Below are 15,063 nucleotides of genomic sequence, written 5' to 3'. Positions count from 1 at the left end.
CACCGGGTAGGGCCGCCCTACCCGATCAGGCCCGGCACCCATCCCCCGCACCACATTGCCACCCATGCGAAAGTGTCCCCGCCCCCCGATCCGGGCGAGGCTGAACCCAAGCAGCGCCGTCACCCCGACCGCGCCTGCCCGGAAGGAAGACCCCCATGAGCTACACTCTGCACCCCCTGAAAAAACAACGCCTCCAGCGCTCGGAACTGGCCGTGCCCGGCTCCAACCCCTCGATGATCGACAAGGCCGCCGACAGCGCCGCCGACTACATCTTCTTCGATCTCGAAGACGCCGTGGCGCCCCCCGACAAGATCAAGGCCCGCGCCAATATCATCCAGGCGCTCAACGACATCGACTGGAAGGCCAAGGGCAAGACCATCTCGATCCGGATCAACGGTCTGGACACGCATTACATGTATCGCGATGTGGTCGAGGTGCTGGAACAGGCAGGATCCCATGTCGATACGATCCTCGTGCCCAAGGTCGGCGTGCCCGCCGATCTCTACACGGTCGAAACGATGATCTCCCAGATCGAAGAGGCCTGCGCCCTGCCCCATCGCATCGGGCTCGAGGCGCTGATCGAAACCGCTCTCGGCATGGCCAATGTCGAAGCCATCGCCGCCGCTCCCGGCCGGCTCGAGGCGCTGCATTTCGGCGTGGCCGATTATGCCGCCTCCAACCGCGCGCGTACCGTGGTGATCGGCGGGCTGAACCCCGACTATCCCGGCGACCAGTGGCATTTCGCCCTGTCGCGTATGACCGTCGCCTGCCGCGCCTATGGCTTGCGGGCGATCGACGGCCCGTTCGGCGATTTCTCCGATCCCGACGGCTATATCCTGTCGGCCAAGCGCGCCGCGGCCCTTGGCATCGAAGGCAAATGGGCGATCCATCCCAGCCAGATCGCGCTGGCCAATGATGTGTTCTCGCCCCCCGAAGCCGAAGTGACCCGCGCCCGCCGCATTCTCGAGGAACTCAAGAAGGCCGAGGCTCAGGGCAAGGGCGCCGCCAGCCTCGACGGCAAGATGATAGACGCGGCCAGCGAACGCATGGCCAACAACGTGATCACCGTGGCCGACGCCATCGCGGCGCAGCACGGATAACCGGCAAGGGAGGACCCACCATGGATATCCACGAATACCAGGCCAAGGAGCTGCTCAAGCGGTTCGGCGTTCAGGTGCCGCGCGGCGGCATCGCCTACAGCCCCGAACAGGCGGTCTACCGCGCCAGCGAACTGTCGGGCGAACGCTGGGTCGTCAAGGCCCAGATCCATTCCGGCGCGCGTGGCAAGGCAGGCGGCGTGCGCATCTGCTCCACCGAAGAGGAAATCGCCGACGCCGCGCAATGGATGCTGGGCCGCAAGCTCGTCACCCATCAGACCGGCCCACAGGGCAAGCTGGTCAGTCGGCTCTATGTCGAAGAAGCCACCAATATCGCTCAGGAAATCTATCTCGGCCTCGTGATGGACCGCAAGCTCGAGCGCGTGGTCGTCGTGGCCTCGGCCCAGGGCGGCATGGAAATCGAGGAAATTTCCGCCAATGAGCCCGACTCGATCATCCGCTCCGTCGTCGATCCCGCCGTCGGCATGCAGGCATTCCAGGCCCGCGAAATCGCGTTTTCTCTGGGGCTCGAGCCGCCGATGATCGCCCAGGCCGTCAAGACCATCCTCGGCTGCTACGCCCTGATGAGCGAGATGGACGCCAACATGGTCGAGGTAAACCCGATGGTCGTCACCCGCTCGGGCGAGATCGTGGCGCTCGACGCCAAGATCAGCTTCGACGACAACGCCCTCTTCCGCCGCCCGGAAATCTCGGAACTGCGGGACAAGAGCCAGGAAGACACCCGCGAAACCTTCGCCGAGGATCGTGGTCTCTCCTATATCGGGCTTGATGGCGAGATCGGCTGCATCGTCAACGGCGCGGGCCTCGCGATGGCGACGCTCGACATGATCAAGATGGCCGGCGGCGAGCCTGCCAATTTCCTCGACGTGGGCGGCGGCGCCAGCCCCGACCGGGTGCTCATGTCCTTCAAGGCGGTGCTCAACGACCCCAATGTCGAGGCGATCCTGGTGAACATCTTCGCGGGCATCAACCGCTGCGACTGGATCGCCGAAGGCGTGGTGCGCGCCATGCGCGAGCTCGAACTGCACATGCCCGTGGTCGTGCGCCTGTCAGGCACCAATGTCGAGGAAGGCCGCAAGATCCTCGCCGAAAGCGGCCTTGCGGTGATCCCCGCCGAAACACTGGCCGATGCCGCCGACAAGGTGGTGGGCGCCTGGAAAGACGCCAAATTCAAGGAGGCTTCGTAATGGCCATTCTCATCGATAGCGACACCAAGGTGCTGGTGACCGGCTTCACCGGGCGGATCGGCACTTTTCATACCCAGGACATGATCACCCACGGGACCAACGTGGTGGGCGGCGTGACGCCGGGCAAGGGCGGCAGCACCCATCTGGGCCTGCCGGTGTTCAACACCGTCAAGGGCGCCGTGGCCGAAACCGGCGCCGAGCTGGTCATCAGCTTCGTCCCCCCGCCCTTCGCCGCCGATTCGATCATGGAAGCGGCCGATGCCGGCATCAAGACCTGCGTCTGTATCGCCGACGGGATCCCGGCGGCCGACATGATCCGCGTCAAACGCTACATGCGCCGCTACAAGGCCGACCGCCGGATGCGCCTGATCGGCCCCAACTGCGCCGGGATCATCACCCCCGGTCAGGCCTTCGCAGGCCTGATGCCGCCGCATATCTACATGCCGGGGCGCGTGGGCATCGTCGGACGCTCGGGCACCTTGGGCTACGAGGCCGCAAGCCAGATGAAGGCCAAGGGCATCGGCGTGTCGTCCTCCATCGGCATCGGCGGCGACCCGATCAACGGCTCGAGCTTTCGCGACATCCTCGAGCTCTTCGAGGCCGACCCCGACACCGACGCCGTCGTGATGGTCGGCGAGATCGGCGGCCCGCAAGAGGCCGAAGCCGCCGAATATATCGAAACCCACATGACCAAACCTGTCGCCGCCTATGTCGCCGGTCTCTCAGCCCCCAAGGGACGGCGCATGGGCCATGCCGGCGCGATCGTCTCGGCCTTCGGGGAATCGGCGCAAGAAAAGGTCGAGATCCTCAAAAGCTCGGGCGTGACCATCGTGCCCACCCCGTCGGCCTTCGGCGAGACCGTGGCGAAGATGCTGCACTGATCGGCACAAGCCGCGCCGCGCGCCCCTGATCGCGCGGCTCGGGTCTTGACTGCGGCGCGGGCGGCTCATCCCCCCCGCGCCGGTCTTTTCCGCCGATGTGGAGTTGGGGGCTCTGCCCCCGACGTTGAAAATCAAATGATTTTCAACGCCTCCCCCGGGATATTTGCGGCCAGAAGAAGCGCGCGGCGCGGCGCGTCTTTCATTGTTCCCCAAATACTCCCGCCGGAGGCATCCGCCCCCGGAGAAAGGCGCCGGCGCCCGGTCAGATGTCGAGCGTATTGTCCTTTTCCCAGCGGCTGAAATGCGACACGAAGGAATTCCATTCCTTCATCTTCATGTTGATGAAGGCTTTCGAGAACTCCTCGCCCATCGCCGCCTTGAGCACCTTGTCGCTCTCATAGGCGCGCAGCGCATCGAGCATGTTGAGCGGCAGGCGCGGCGCGCCCTTCACCTTGTGGCCCTCGGCATACATGTCGATCTCGTAGCGCTTGCCGGGATCGGCCTTGGTGCGCACCCCGTCGAGCCCCGCCGCCAGCGTGACCGCCTGCAAAAGATAGGGGTTGGCCGCGCCATCGGGCAGGCGCAGTTCGAACCGGCCGGGGCCGGGGACCCGCACCATATGGGTGCGGTTGTTCGAGGTCCAGGTCACCGTGTTGGGCGCCCAGGTCGCCCCCGAACTGGTGCGCGGCGCATTGATCCGCTTGTAGCTGTTGACCGTGGGGTTGGTGATTGCCGCCATGCCGGTGGCGTGTTTCATGATCCCGCCAAGGAAGTGCCGTCCCTGATCCGACAGGCCCAGCTCCTTGCTGTCATCCGCGAAGACATTCACCTTCGACGCCGCCCCCGGCGCATCCCAGACCGAGATATGCAGATGCGCGCCATTGCCGGTCAGACCCTCGATCGGCTTGGGCATGAAGGTGGCGCGGAAGCCGTGCTTCTCGGCGATCGACTTGGTCATGAACTTGAAGAAGGAATGCCGGTCGGCGGTCACCAGAACGTCGTCGAATTCCCAGTTCATCTCGAACTGGCCATTGGCGTCCTCATGGTCGTTCTGGTAGGGGCCCCAGCCCAGCTCCAGCATGTAGTCGCAGATCTCGCGCACCACGTCATAGCGGCGCATCACCGCCTGCTGGTCGTAGCAGGGCTTTTCGGCCGTGTCATAGGGATCGCTCAGCGCGTTGCCATCGGGGGTGAGCAGGAAATACTCGGCCTCGACACCGGTCTTGACATGCATCCCCTCAGCGGCCGCCTCCGCGATCAGCCGCCGCAGCACGTTGCGCGGGGCTTGCGCCACGTCCTCGCCTTCCATGATCGGGTTGGCCGCGACCCAGGCCACCTCGGGCTTCCACGGCAGCTGGATCACGCTGTCGGGATCGGGCACCGCCAGCATGTCGGGATGCGCCGGCGTCATGTCGAGCCAAGTGGCAAAGCCCGCAAAGCCTGCGCCATCGGTTTGCATGTCGGCGATCGCCTGTGCCGGCACCAGCTTGGCGCGCTGCCCCCCGAAGAGGTCGGTGAACGAGATCATGAAATACTTGACGCCGTTTTCGGCGGCATAGGCGGCCAGATCCTTTGTCATGGTCCTTTTTTCCTTTCCCTGTTGGCATGAAAGGGGGCGGTTGACCCGCCCCCGATTATATCTTGATCCTCAGAATGTAGCGCCGGGCTTGCCCGGCCACCAGTTGGTTCCCGCCAGGGGCACCTGCGCCATCGCCGCGGCCTCGAGCGTGAGCGCCACCAGATCCTCGGGCTCCAGATGCTGCACATGGTTCTTGCCGCAGGCCCGCGCCAGCGTCTGGCATTCCAGCGCCATCACCTTGAGATAGTTGCGCAAGCGCCGCCCGGCCTCGACCGGATCGAGCCGCGCCGCAAGCTCGGGGTCCTGCGTCGAGATGCCCGCGGGGTCGCGCCCCTCGTGCCAGTCGTCATAGGCGCCCGCCGTGCTGCCCAGCTTTTCGTATTCGGCCTCCCATTTGGGATCGTTGTCGCCCATCGCGATCATCGCCGCCGTGCCGATGCTGACCGCATCCGCGCCCAGCGCAAGCGCCTTGGCCACATCCGCGCCCGAGCGGATGCCACCCGACACGATCAGCTGCACCTCACGATGCATGTTGAGATCCTGCAGCGCGCGCACCGCGTCGCGGATACAGGCCAGCGTCGGCTGGCCCACATGCTCGATGAACACATCCTGCGTCGCCGCCGTGCCGCCCTGCATCCCGTCCAGCACGACCACATCCGCGCCCGCCTTGACCGCCAGAGTGGTGTCGAAATAGGGCCGCGCACCGCCGATCTTGATGTAGATCGGCTTCTCCCAGTTGGTGATCTCGCGCAGTTCGAGGATCTTGATCTCAAGATCGTCCGGCCCCGTCCAATCGGGATGCCGGCAAGCGCTGCGCTGATCGATCCCCTTGGGCAGGTCGCGCATTTCCGCCACCCGGTCCGAGATCTTCTGACCCAGCAGCATGCCGCCGCCGCCGGGCTTGGCGCCCTGCCCCACGACCACCTCGATCGCATCCGCCTTGCGCAGATCGTCGGGGTTCATCCCGTAGCGCGACGGCAGGTACTGATAGACCAGCGTTTTCGATTGGCCGCGCTCTTCGGGGGTCATGCCGCCATCGCCCGTGGTGGTCGATGTGCCCGCAGCCGACGCGCCCCGGCCCAGCGCTTCCTTGGCCTGCGCGCTCAGCGCGCCAAAGGACATGCCCGCGATGGTGATCGGGATCGCAAGCTCGATCGGCTTCTTGGCAAAGCGCGTGCCCAGAACCACGTTCGTGTCACAGCGTTCCCGATACCCCTCCAGCGGGTAGCGGCTCATCGAGGCGCCCAGAAACAGCAGATCGTCAAAATGCGGCACCCGGCGCTTGGCGCCACCGCCGCGAATGTCATAGATGCCGGTGGCCGCCGCACGGCGGATCTCGGCATTCACCTCCGGCGTGAAGGTGCTGGAATAGACCGGCATGGTGCGCGGCACATGTTTGTCGTCCTTGGCCATGTCAGGTCTCCTCAATAGGCGTTGTCGATATCGAACGTGTAAAGCTGCCGGGCCGAGCCATAGCGGCGGAACTCCTCGGGTCTCGCATCCACGCCCGACCGCTCCAGCAGATCGCGCAGGGTCTCGAGGTGCTCGGGGCGCATCTCTTTCTCGATGCAATCCGCGCCAAGGCTTTTGACCTGGCCGCGCACGAAAAGCCGCGCCTCGTAGATCGAATCGCCCAGCGCGTCACCCGCATCGCCGCAGACCACAAGATTGCCCTTCTGCGCCATGAAGGCCGACATATGCCCCACATTGCCCTGCACCACGATATCGATCCCCTTCATCGAGATCCCGCAGCGCGAGCTGGCATTGCCCTTGATGACCAGAAGTCCGCCATGCCCGGTGGCCCCGGCATATTGGCTGGCGTCGCCCTCGACGATGACGGTGCCGCTCATCATGTTCTCGGCGACACCCGGCCCGGCGCTGCCCTTCACATGGACCGTGGCCTGCTTGTTCATGCCTGCGCAGTAATACCCGGTCGAGCCTTTGACCGTCACCTCGATCGGCGCATCCAGCCCCACGGCGATGGCATGGCTGCCGCGCGGGTTGACGATCTCCCAGGCGGTCTCGTTGGTCTGCTGGCTCTGGGCCTGCAGCGTCTCGTTCAGGGCGCGCAGCCCTTGAGCTTCAAGATCGAATGTCTGCATGTCAGTGCTTCCAGAAATAGACGGTTGCGGGTTCGGGCTCCCAGACGCGGGCATCTTCGATACCCGGCAGGTTGACCAGCGCACGGTATTCGCTGCCGAAAGCCACGTATTGATCGGTCTCGGCCATCACGGCGGGCTTGCAGGCAATGGGATCGCGCAACACGCCGAACCCGTCCTTGGTGCCCACCACGAAAGTGTAGAACCCGTCCAGATCCTCCAGCCCCGATTCCAGCGCCTCGCCCAGCGAATGGCCCTGCTGCATCTTCCATGTAAGATACGCGGCAGCCACTTCGGTGTCGTTCTCGGTCGCGACAGCGACCCCCTCGCGCGCCAGCTTGCGCCGCAGTGAGTTGTGGTTGCTCAGCGACCCGTTATGCACAAGGCACTGATCCGGCCCGGTCGAGAACGGATGCGCGCCCAGCGTGGTCACAGCACTCTCGGTCGCCATCCGCGTATGGCCGATGCCATGGGTGCCCTGCAGATGCGGGATGTCGAAGCGCTTGGCCACATCCCCCGGCAGACCCACCTCCTTGTAGATCTCGATCACCTCGCCCGCGCTCATCACCCTTGCCTCGGGGCGCAGCTCCTTCAGCGCCTCTCGCGCCGGGGCAAGCTTGTCCTCGGGCAGCTCGATCACCGCATGGGTGTCCTTGACCCTCAGCGTCACAGCGCAGCCCAGCGCTTGTGACAGCGCGTCATCCAGCCGCGCAAAGCGTGCCGGGTCATCCGACTGCACCGTCAGCTTGGCAAAGCCGTCCCGGTCCGTGCCATAGACCGCTATGCCCGCACTGTCCGGCCCGCGATCCGACATGGTAATCAGCATATCCGTCAGCATTTCGCCCAGTTTGGGCTCAAGCGACTTGTCCTTCAAAAACAGTCCGACGATTCCGCACATCGACGCCTCCATGATCTTTCAGTCAGAAGGCTAGCGCCGAGTCGCTGCGATTTCAATATAAAGAATTTATTTTTCCTATGAGGAATAATTGCCCCATGTAATTTTCCACACAGGAACCTCTATTGACCACTGCGCGCCCGTCTCGGTCAGCTCCCGCCCTGTGGATACGAGATCACCGACAGATACCGGATCGGCAGCCGGATCAATTCATCCGGCCCGTGCGGCGCGTCGGCATCGAAGAACAGGCTGTCACCGGGACGCAGGTGAAAACTCTGATCGCCATGCCGGTAGCCCACCTCGCCTTCCAGAATATAAAGCAGCTCCACGCCGTCATGCTGGAAGATCGGGAACACATCCGACTCCTCGTTCAACGTGATGAGATACGGCTCCACCACCACACCCGAATTGTTGGCCCCCAGATGTCCCAGCAGATTGTATTGATGCCCGGCCCGTGTGCCGGCCCTCTCGATCTCCAGCGCCTCGCCCGCCTTCACATGCACCGCTTCGCGCCGCTCCTCGAAGCGCCGGAAGAAGGCCGTGACCGGAACGCTCAACGCGCTCGACAACGCCTGCAGCGTGGTCAGCGACGGCGAGGTGACGCCGTTCTCGATCTTCGACAGCATCCCCACCGACAGCCCCGTCGCCTCGGCCAGATCGGCCACGGTCATGCCGCGCGCATGGCGCACCTCGCGCACCTCGCGCCCGATCGCCGTCTCCAGGTTCTTCTCTCGCGTCTCCCGAAGCTTGTGCGGGTCTTGGCTCAGCTTGGTTTGCGGCATCTCGTGTCTCGTCGTGATCACCGCGTCCGGGCGGCGCTGCAGGATGGAAAATCCCGCCCCCGAATTCAAGCCCGCAGGCCGCAATCGGCGGGTTTGCGTACGGGATGGACACAATTTGCCGCTGGCAGCTCCGATTTCGTCCTGATCGCGTGTAGGTTTCGTACGATCTGTACGGAAATCCGCCGATTGCCCCCGGTGCGACGCAATTTTGTCGCGAACCGGCATTGTAACGCGGCGCAACTCCTATATGTGGGCGTCGCAACCTTGCGGAACCCCTATGACTTCAGTCGCTTACCCCCGTGTTCTCCACCTCCCGGCCCACCGCTGCGGCGGTCTCGGCTGTGGCGTCACGGCCATGATCGGCAGGGATGCATGACCCGCGCCTCATTTCAGCCACATTTCGTCACCACCCTTGGGGGAAAACCCCCGGCGGCAGACGCGCGCCACGCGTCTCGCCCGCTTCACAAACCGGAGCAGACAATGGCACAGACCCCCAACCAGACCGCGCGCGCAGGCAGCGCCAACCAAACCCCGACCCCGTCGCAAGCGCCTTCGGGGAAAACGATTTCCAGTAGTGTTTTCAAGGATTTCGCCAGCATCTGATGGGCAAATGACAGCCTAATATCGGACGCTCGACAGAAGCAGGGCCGCGCACGGGATCACCGGCACGGCCCTTTCTTTCAATGTCTGCGCAGGTCTCGGAGGTCTTATCCGACCAGTTCGAGACCCGAGAAGAAATACGCGATCTCGACCGCCGCGGTTTCCGGCGCGTCCGACCCGTGAACCGAGTTTTCGCCCACGGACTCCGCGAATTCCGCCCGGATCGTCCCCGGCGCCGCATCCGCAGGGTTGGTCGCTCCCATCACGTCACGGTTCTTTGCAATGGCGCCTTCGCCTTCCAGAACCTGCACCACGACCGGTGCCGATGCCATGAATTCGCACAGCTCGTCATAGAACGGACGCTCCTTGTGCACGGCATAGAACTCTCCGGCCTGCGCCTTGGTCAACTGGATGCGCTTCTGCGCAACGATGCGCAGACCCGCATCCTCGAACTTGGCGTTGATCTTGCCGGTCAGGTTCCGGTTGGTTGCGTCGGGTTTGATGATGCTCAGCGTGCGTTCGACAGCCATTTCAGCCTCTTTCTTATGGAAAAGGGGTGCAAGCCCCTGCCAGCACCCATTGAATATCGCGGCCCCGATAGCATGGGGTCATACGATTGAAAAGCCGCGATTGACGCCCGCCGGGCTTTGCGTCACACCGCAGCCATGCTGCATATCGACGATATCTCCTACTCGGTCGCCGGCCGCCCCCTGATCGAGCATGCCTCGGTCTCGATCCCCGATGGCCACAAGGTCGGCATCGTGGGCCGCAATGGCACGGGCAAAACCACGCTGTTCCGCCTGATCCGGGGCGAACTGGCGCTTGAAACCGGGCAAATCAGCCTGCCCTCCCGCGCCCGTATCGGCGGCGTCTCGCAAGAGGTGCCGGGTAATTCGGTCTCGCTCATCGACACGGTTCTGGCCGCCGACACCGAGCGCGCTGCCCTGCTGGCCGAGGCCGACACCGCCACCGACGGCGCCCGCATCGCCGAGATCCAGATGCGCCTTGCCGATATCGACGCCTGGTCCGCCGAGGCCCGTGCCGCCTCGATTCTCAAGGGGCTTGGCTTCACCGATGACGAACAGGCCCAGCCCTGCAGCGCCTTTTCGGGCGGGTGGCGGATGCGCGTGGCGCTGGCGGCGGTGCTGTTTTCCGCCCCCGACCTGCTGCTCCTCGACGAGCCGACGAACTATCTCGATCTCGAAGGCGCGCTCTGGCTCGAAACATATCTGGCGCGCTATCCCCATACCGTGCTGGTCATCAGCCATGATCGCGGGCTGTTGAACCGTGCCGTTGGCGCGATCCTGCATCTCGAGGACCGCAAGCTCACGCTCTATCAGGGCGGCTATGACCGCTTCGCCGAAACCCGAGCCGCCCGCCTTGCCGCCGCGGAATCCGAAGCCAAGAAACAAGAGACCCGCCGCGCGCATCTGCAATCCTATGTCGATCGGTTCCGCTACAAAGCCGACAAGGCGAAACAGGCCCAGGCCCGCATCAAGGCGCTGGCCCGGATGCAACCCATCACCCGCCCGCAAGAGGCCGCCCTGCGCCGCTTCACCTTTCCCGAACCCGAAGCCCTGTCGCCCCCCATCCTGCGGCTTGACGGCGCCTCGGTGGGCTATGACGGCAAAGCTGTTCTATCGCGGCTCGACCTGCGCATAGACCAAGATGACCGCATCGCCCTTCTAGGCCGCAACGGTGAAGGAAAATCAACGCTTTCCAAGCTCTTGGCAGGCAAACTTGATCCTATGAACGGACAAGTGCACGCCTCCTCCAAGCTGCGTGTGGGCTATTTCGCCCAACATCAGGTCGAAGAGTTGCATCTCGATGAGACACCGATCGACCATATCCGCCGCCTGCGCCCGACCGAACCGCCCGCCAAGCTGCGCGCCCGCCTTGGCGGCTTCGGCATCGGCGCCGAACAGGCCGACACGCTGGTCGGCAAACTCTCCGGCGGCCAAAAGGCCCGCCTCAGCCTGATGCTGGCCACGATCGACGCGCCGCATATGCTGATCCTCGACGAGCCGACCAACCATCTCGACATCGAAAGCCGCGAGGCTCTGGTCGAGGCGCTGACCGCCTATAGTGGCGCAGTGATCCTTGTCAGCCACGACATGCACCTGCTCAGCCTCGTGGCGGACCGGCTCTGGCTGGTCAAGAATGGGCATGTGGCGCCTTATGACGGCGATCTCGACAGCTACCGCACGATGCTGCTGCAGGGCGATGCCCCGCCACGGCCCTCGGATTCGCCCAAACCCGCCGCTCCCAAACGCCCTGCGCGCGACGCGCTTCTGGCGCTGCGTGCCGAGGTCCGTAAATGCGAAGAGCGCGTGGAAAAGCTGAACGACATGCGCGACCGGATCGCGCGGAAACTGGCGCATCCCGACATGTATCACGACACCCGCATCCAGGAAGCTGCCGAATGGCAGAAGAAATATGCCGAAGTCATCGACGGGCTCGAGCGCGCCGAAACCCTGTGGATCGCCGCGCTGGAACGTCTGGAACAGGCCGGCGGCTAGCCCCCTGCTGGCCGCGCCCTCGCGCCCATCTTCCCGAACGCGCCCCAATAGGCTAGACCAAGATCCGTATGGACGCCGCTTTTCTCATAACCGCCTTCGTCACACTCTTCGTGATCATCGACCCGATCGGCATGACGCCGCTCTTCGTGGCGCTGACCCAAGGCATGAGCCCGGCCCGGCGCCGCGCCATCGCACTGCGCGCCTGCGTGACATCGGCCCTGATCCTGATCGTCTTCGCGGCTTTCGGCGAACAGGTACTGGGCTTCATCGGCATTTCCATGCCCGCCTTCCGCATCGCCGGCGGCATCCTGTTGTTCCTCACCGCTCTCGACATGCTCTTCGAGCGGCGCAGCAAGCGCCGCCAGGGTCAGGCCGAAGAGGCCGAGGAAGACGACGTCAACGACGACCCCTCGATCTTTCCCCTCGCCATTCCGCTGATCGCCGGCCCCGGCGCGATCGCCTCGGTGATCCTGCTGGCCGGCCAGCGCCCGGGCCTCGAAGGGCTGGCGATGGTCATCGGCGTCATGCTCAGCGTGATCGCGATGGTGTTCGTGCTGTTCCTCACCTCCGGCCTGCTCGAACGCGCGCTCGGGCGCGTGGGCATCAACGTGGTCACCCGGCTTCTGGGGATGCTGCTGGCCGCGCTCGCGGTGCAATTCGTGCTCGACGGTCTGCGCGGTTTCGGCTTTGCGGCGTGATCTTTCCAACGCCCCGGCGCGCGCCTATATCCACCGCATGACGGATTTCGACTATGCTAGGCTGATCTATCTCGTGCTGCTCGGCGGCGCGATCCTCATGTGGTTCTTCGCCCAGAACCGAGCCTCCTTCGGCAAGCTCACCCAACAGGCGCTGGTCTGGGGGCTGATCTTTTTGGGCGTGATCGCCGCCGTCGGCCTTTGGGACGACATCCGCCAGACGGTGCGCCCCACCCAGACCATTCTGGCACAGGACAACCGGATCGAATTGCCCCGCGCGCCGGATGGTCATTACTACCTTACCGCCGAGATCAACGGCACGCCGGTTCGCTTCGTCGTGGACACCGGCGCCTCTCAGATCGTGCTTACCCGATCGGATGCCGCCCGTGCCGGGATCGACACCGCCGCCCTGGCCTATATCGGTCGCGCCAATACCGCCAACGGCACGGTGCGCACCGCCCCCGTGCGCCTTGACAGCATCGCCATCGGCCCGATCCGCGACACCCGCGTGCGCGCCGTGGTCAATGAAGGCGCGATGGACCATTCTCTACTCGGCATGGAGTACCTGCAAACCTTTTCCAGTGTCGAAATCGGAGGCGGCAAGCTGGTTCTCACGCGCTGAGACCCGCTGGTTTCTTCTGGCCCCAAATATCCCGGGGAGCGCGAGGGGCTGGCCCCTCGCATTCCGACGATCCGGCCCGGGTTCAGGCTTCGGCCTTTTTCTCCCAGCGGCCCGATTCTTCGGACCAGTATTGCGCGGCACAGCCCGCCGATGTCAGCGCTTTCCACTGGCCCCTTGCCTTTTGCAGCGCGGCATCGTCATGCCCGTCGAACAGGATACAGACCCGCTCCAGCCGGCTCACCTCATCGGGCGCCACCTCTGCCCCGTCCACCGCCATCAGGCACAGCGCGCCATTGGGGATCTCCTCCGATACGGTCAGCAGCACCGGCTGATCGGCCTCATGGGGTCGTCCCGCCAGCCCATGCGGCAAAAACCCCTCCTCCGGGCCAAGCCACAGCCTCTCGTCCAGCCATTCGATCCGCACCGGATCATGCCCGCGAACGATCACGCGCCAGCCCGCCTGATGCGCCTTTCCCAAAAGCATGGGAAGCGTCGTCTCCAGCGGGTGCCGCGTCAGGTGATAGAAAAAGGCCGCCCCCATCAATCCTTCTCGAACATGTCCGCAACCAGCCGATTGAGCGCCATGACGCCCCATCCCGACGCGCCCTTGGGGGCATAGCGCGTCTCGGACTTGACCGAGGTGACGCCCGCGATATCGAGATGGATCCACGGCACGCCGTCCTTGACGAAACGTTGGATGAACTGGGCCGCCGTGATCGACCCCGCAGGCCGTCCACCGATATTCTTCATATCCGCGATGTCGGATTTCAGCATGTCGTCATACGCCTGGGCCAGCGGCATGCGCCAAGCCGCTTCATCCTCGGCCTCGGCTGCCTTGAGAAACGCATTGCACAGCGTGTCGTCATTCGAAAACACACCTGCCTTTTCATGCCCGAGCGCGATGATCATCGCACCGGTCAGGGTGGCCAGATCGACAATGCCCGCCGGTTTGAACGTCTCCTGCGCGTACCAAAGCACATCGGCCAGTACCAGCCGCCCCTCGGCATCGGTGTTGATCACCTCGATCGTGTCGCCCTTCATCGACGTGATCACGTCGCCGGGGCGCGTCGCGCGATCCGAGGGCATGTTCTCCACCAGCCCGACAAGGCCCACCACATTGGCCTTGGCCTTGCGTTTGGCGATCGCGTGCATCGCGCCGCAGACGACACCCGCCCCGCCCATATCCATGGTCATGTCTTCCATGCCGGCCGCAGGCTTGAGGCTGATGCCGCCGGTGTCGAACACCACGCCCTTGCCGACCAGAGCCAGCGGCGCCGCCGTATCCGCCCCACCGCGCCATTCCATGATGGCCAGCTTCGAGGGGCTGGCGCTGCCGTGACCCACCGACAAAAGAGCGCCCATGCGCAGCTTGCACATCGCCTCTTCCTCCAGCACGGTCACCTTCAGGCCCAGCTTCTCCATATCCTTGATGCGATTGGCGAATTCCGTCGTCGTCAGGTGGTTTGCAGGCTCGGTGATCAGATCGCGCGCGTAAATCACCCCTTCGGCGACAGCGGCCAGCGGTGCGAAGGCCGCTTCCGCCTCATCGGGTTTGGCGGTCATCACCCGCACAGCACCTTCCACATCCCTGCCCTTGTCGGTCTTGTGTTCGGTGAACCGATAGCAGCGCAGCGCCATCCCGAGCGCCAGATCGGCGGGCCGCCGCACCGAACCCGCCAGCACCAGAAGCTCTTTTCCGGATTTCGCGCGCGCCAGCGCCACACCTGCGCGGCGCGTCTCGGCCTGCTTGGCCCCGCGATCGAGGCACAGGACATCCAGCGCCTCGGCCTTCATGCCGACCGGCCAGGCCAGCGTGCGCAGCTCGCCCGACTTCACCTTGCCCCAGGTGTCGCTGTCAGTCAGCCGCTTCAGCGCTCCCTTGGTAAGGCGATTGACCCGGCGCGCGGCGGTATCGAGCTTGCCATCCGGTGTTACGATCACGGCCACGCGGCCATCGGCTTCGGCGATCTTCTCGATATCGGTGTCCTCGAAGGTCACGCGCACGGGTGTCGTCATCTGTCAGCTCCTGTCTTTGCTCTACCCCAAGTCCTAGCGCGGCCATGCCGGGTTGACCAGTTAGCAGTTT

Annotated in this window: 15 protein-coding genes; 7 read left to right on the top strand and 8 right to left on the bottom strand. The window is 64.5% G+C overall.

Going from position 1 to position 15,063, the window contains the following annotated elements; translation table 11 throughout:
- Positions 1 to 155 precede the first annotated feature (155 nt).
- The 3 genes from RAZWK3B_RS10855 to sucD are packed head-to-tail and all read left to right on the top strand — an operon-like array spanning position 156 to position 3,186.
- Positions 156 to 1,100, top strand: a complete 945-nt coding sequence (locus RAZWK3B_RS10855) for an HpcH/HpaI aldolase/citrate lyase family protein (protein ID WP_007815043.1) — start codon at positions 156 to 158, stop codon at positions 1,098 to 1,100.
- A 20-nt stretch (positions 1,101 to 1,120) separates the two neighbouring features.
- Complete coding sequence (locus RAZWK3B_RS10850; protein ID WP_007815042.1) at positions 1,121 to 2,305, top strand: malate--CoA ligase subunit beta; 1,185 nt, start codon at positions 1,121 to 1,123, stop codon at positions 2,303 to 2,305.
- On the top strand, positions 2,305 to 3,186 hold the full coding sequence (sucD, locus tag RAZWK3B_RS10845) for a succinate--CoA ligase subunit alpha (RefSeq protein WP_007815041.1): 882 nt from the start codon (positions 2,305 to 2,307) through the stop codon (positions 3,184 to 3,186). Before RAZWK3B_RS10850 ends, sucD begins: the two co-directional genes overlap by 1 nt.
- Before the next feature lie 262 nt (positions 3,187 to 3,448).
- Here sucD and glnT read toward each other — a convergent pair whose 3' ends face one another.
- The 5 genes from glnT to RAZWK3B_RS10820 form a co-directional block, all read right to left on the bottom strand.
- Positions 3,449 to 4,765: a type III glutamate--ammonia ligase gene (gene glnT, locus RAZWK3B_RS10840; protein ID WP_007815039.1), complete on the bottom strand. Its 1,317-nt coding sequence runs from the start codon at positions 4,763 to 4,765 to the stop codon at positions 3,449 to 3,451.
- A 69-nt stretch (positions 4,766 to 4,834) separates the two neighbouring features.
- The gene (locus RAZWK3B_RS10835) at positions 4,835 to 6,178 is read right to left on the bottom strand and encodes an FMN-binding glutamate synthase family protein (protein ID WP_007815036.1); all 1,344 of its coding nucleotides are present in this window, start codon (positions 6,176 to 6,178) and stop codon (positions 4,835 to 4,837) included.
- 11 nt (positions 6,179 to 6,189) lie between these two features.
- Positions 6,190 to 6,867 carry a GltB/FmdC/FwdC-like GXGXG domain-containing protein gene (locus tag RAZWK3B_RS10830; RefSeq protein WP_007815034.1) on the bottom strand — a complete coding sequence of 226 codons (678 nt, stop codon included), beginning with the start codon at positions 6,865 to 6,867 and terminating at the stop codon, positions 6,190 to 6,192.
- A 1-nt stretch (position 6,868) separates the two neighbouring features.
- Positions 6,869 to 7,762: a class II glutamine amidotransferase gene (locus RAZWK3B_RS10825; protein WP_037295654.1), complete on the bottom strand. Its 894-nt coding sequence runs from the start codon at positions 7,760 to 7,762 to the stop codon at positions 6,869 to 6,871.
- Between the two features lie 146 nt (positions 7,763 to 7,908).
- Positions 7,909 to 8,541, bottom strand: a complete 633-nt coding sequence (locus RAZWK3B_RS10820) for a helix-turn-helix domain-containing protein (protein WP_007815031.1) — start codon at positions 8,539 to 8,541, stop codon at positions 7,909 to 7,911.
- A gap of 480 nt (positions 8,542 to 9,021) precedes the next feature.
- Between RAZWK3B_RS10820 and RAZWK3B_RS21835 the strand changes: the two genes are divergently transcribed.
- Entirely contained in the window at positions 9,022 to 9,144 is a 123-nt protein-coding gene (locus tag RAZWK3B_RS21835) for a hypothetical protein (protein ID WP_286131804.1), read from the top strand.
- A 104-nt stretch (positions 9,145 to 9,248) separates the two neighbouring features.
- Here the strand turns inward: RAZWK3B_RS21835 and ndk are convergent, their stop codons facing one another.
- A complete protein-coding gene (ndk, locus tag RAZWK3B_RS10815; protein WP_007815029.1) occupies positions 9,249 to 9,671 on the bottom strand; it encodes a nucleoside-diphosphate kinase in 423 nt (140 codons plus the stop codon).
- A gap of 135 nt (positions 9,672 to 9,806) precedes the next feature.
- Here ndk and RAZWK3B_RS10810 point away from each other — a divergent pair, with 135 nt between their 5' ends.
- The 3 genes from RAZWK3B_RS10810 (at position 9,807) to RAZWK3B_RS10800 (ending at position 12,977) form a co-directional block, all read left to right on the top strand.
- Positions 9,807 to 11,660: an ABC-F family ATP-binding cassette domain-containing protein gene (locus tag RAZWK3B_RS10810; RefSeq protein WP_007815026.1), complete on the top strand. Its 1,854-nt coding sequence runs from the start codon at positions 9,807 to 9,809 to the stop codon at positions 11,658 to 11,660.
- 68 nt (positions 11,661 to 11,728) lie between these two features.
- Positions 11,729 to 12,358 carry a MarC family protein gene (locus tag RAZWK3B_RS10805; RefSeq protein ID WP_007815024.1) on the top strand — a complete coding sequence of 210 codons (630 nt, stop codon included), beginning with the start codon at positions 11,729 to 11,731 and terminating at the stop codon, positions 12,356 to 12,358.
- Positions 12,359 to 12,395: 37 nt separating this feature from the next.
- Positions 12,396 to 12,977, top strand: coding sequence for a retropepsin-like aspartic protease family protein (locus tag RAZWK3B_RS10800; protein ID WP_037295653.1), 582 nt, complete (start codon positions 12,396 to 12,398; stop codon positions 12,975 to 12,977).
- Positions 12,978 to 13,059: 82 nt separating this feature from the next.
- On the opposite strand, the gene RAZWK3B_RS10795 is transcribed toward RAZWK3B_RS10800, so the two are convergent.
- Positions 13,060 to 13,518, bottom strand: a complete 459-nt coding sequence (locus tag RAZWK3B_RS10795; RefSeq protein WP_007815022.1) for a DNA polymerase III subunit chi — start codon at positions 13,516 to 13,518, stop codon at positions 13,060 to 13,062.
- The gene (locus tag RAZWK3B_RS10790) at positions 13,518 to 14,993 is read right to left on the bottom strand and encodes a leucyl aminopeptidase (protein WP_007815021.1); all 1,476 of its coding nucleotides are present in this window, start codon (positions 14,991 to 14,993) and stop codon (positions 13,518 to 13,520) included. The genes RAZWK3B_RS10795 and RAZWK3B_RS10790 overlap by 1 nt, the downstream gene beginning before the upstream one ends.
- Positions 14,994 to 15,063: the final 70 nt, after the last annotated feature.

This window comes from Roseobacter sp. AzwK-3b (assembly GCF_000170875.1).
Classification (GTDB): Bacteria; Pseudomonadota; Alphaproteobacteria; order Rhodobacterales; family Rhodobacteraceae; genus Roseovarius; species Roseovarius litoreus.
This window is presented reverse-complemented; position numbering and strand designations above follow the sequence as displayed.

Coding starts and splice junctions, on each gene's coding strand:
- RAZWK3B_RS10805 (WP_007815024.1), top strand. CDS start 11,729: ATGGACGCCGCTTTTCTCATAACCGCCTTCGTCACACTCTTCGTGATC.
- RAZWK3B_RS10820 (WP_007815031.1), bottom strand. CDS start 8,541: ATGCCGCAAACCAAGCTGAGCCAAGACCCGCACAAGCTTCGGGAGACG.
- RAZWK3B_RS10790 (WP_007815021.1), bottom strand. CDS start 14,993: ATGACGACACCCGTGCGCGTGACCTTCGAGGACACCGATATCGAGAAG.
- RAZWK3B_RS10850 (WP_007815042.1), top strand. CDS start 1,121: ATGGATATCCACGAATACCAGGCCAAGGAGCTGCTCAAGCGGTTCGGC.
- RAZWK3B_RS10825 (WP_037295654.1), bottom strand. CDS start 7,762: ATGTGCGGAATCGTCGGACTGTTTTTGAAGGACAAGTCGCTTGAGCCC.
- RAZWK3B_RS21835 (WP_286131804.1), top strand. CDS start 9,022: ATGGCACAGACCCCCAACCAGACCGCGCGCGCAGGCAGCGCCAACCAA.
- glnT (WP_007815039.1), bottom strand. CDS start 4,765: ATGACAAAGGATCTGGCCGCCTATGCCGCCGAAAACGGCGTCAAGTAT.
- RAZWK3B_RS10795 (WP_007815022.1), bottom strand. CDS start 13,518: ATGGGGGCGGCCTTTTTCTATCACCTGACGCGGCACCCGCTGGAGACG.
- sucD (WP_007815041.1), top strand. CDS start 2,305: ATGGCCATTCTCATCGATAGCGACACCAAGGTGCTGGTGACCGGCTTC.
- RAZWK3B_RS10830 (WP_007815034.1), bottom strand. CDS start 6,867: ATGCAGACATTCGATCTTGAAGCTCAAGGGCTGCGCGCCCTGAACGAG.
- RAZWK3B_RS10835 (WP_007815036.1), bottom strand. CDS start 6,178: ATGGCCAAGGACGACAAACATGTGCCGCGCACCATGCCGGTCTATTCC.
- RAZWK3B_RS10810 (WP_007815026.1), top strand. CDS start 9,807: ATGCTGCATATCGACGATATCTCCTACTCGGTCGCCGGCCGCCCCCTG.
- RAZWK3B_RS10855 (WP_007815043.1), top strand. CDS start 156: ATGAGCTACACTCTGCACCCCCTGAAAAAACAACGCCTCCAGCGCTCG.
- ndk (WP_007815029.1), bottom strand. CDS start 9,671: ATGGCTGTCGAACGCACGCTGAGCATCATCAAACCCGACGCAACCAAC.
- RAZWK3B_RS10800 (WP_037295653.1), top strand. CDS start 12,396: ATGACGGATTTCGACTATGCTAGGCTGATCTATCTCGTGCTGCTCGGC.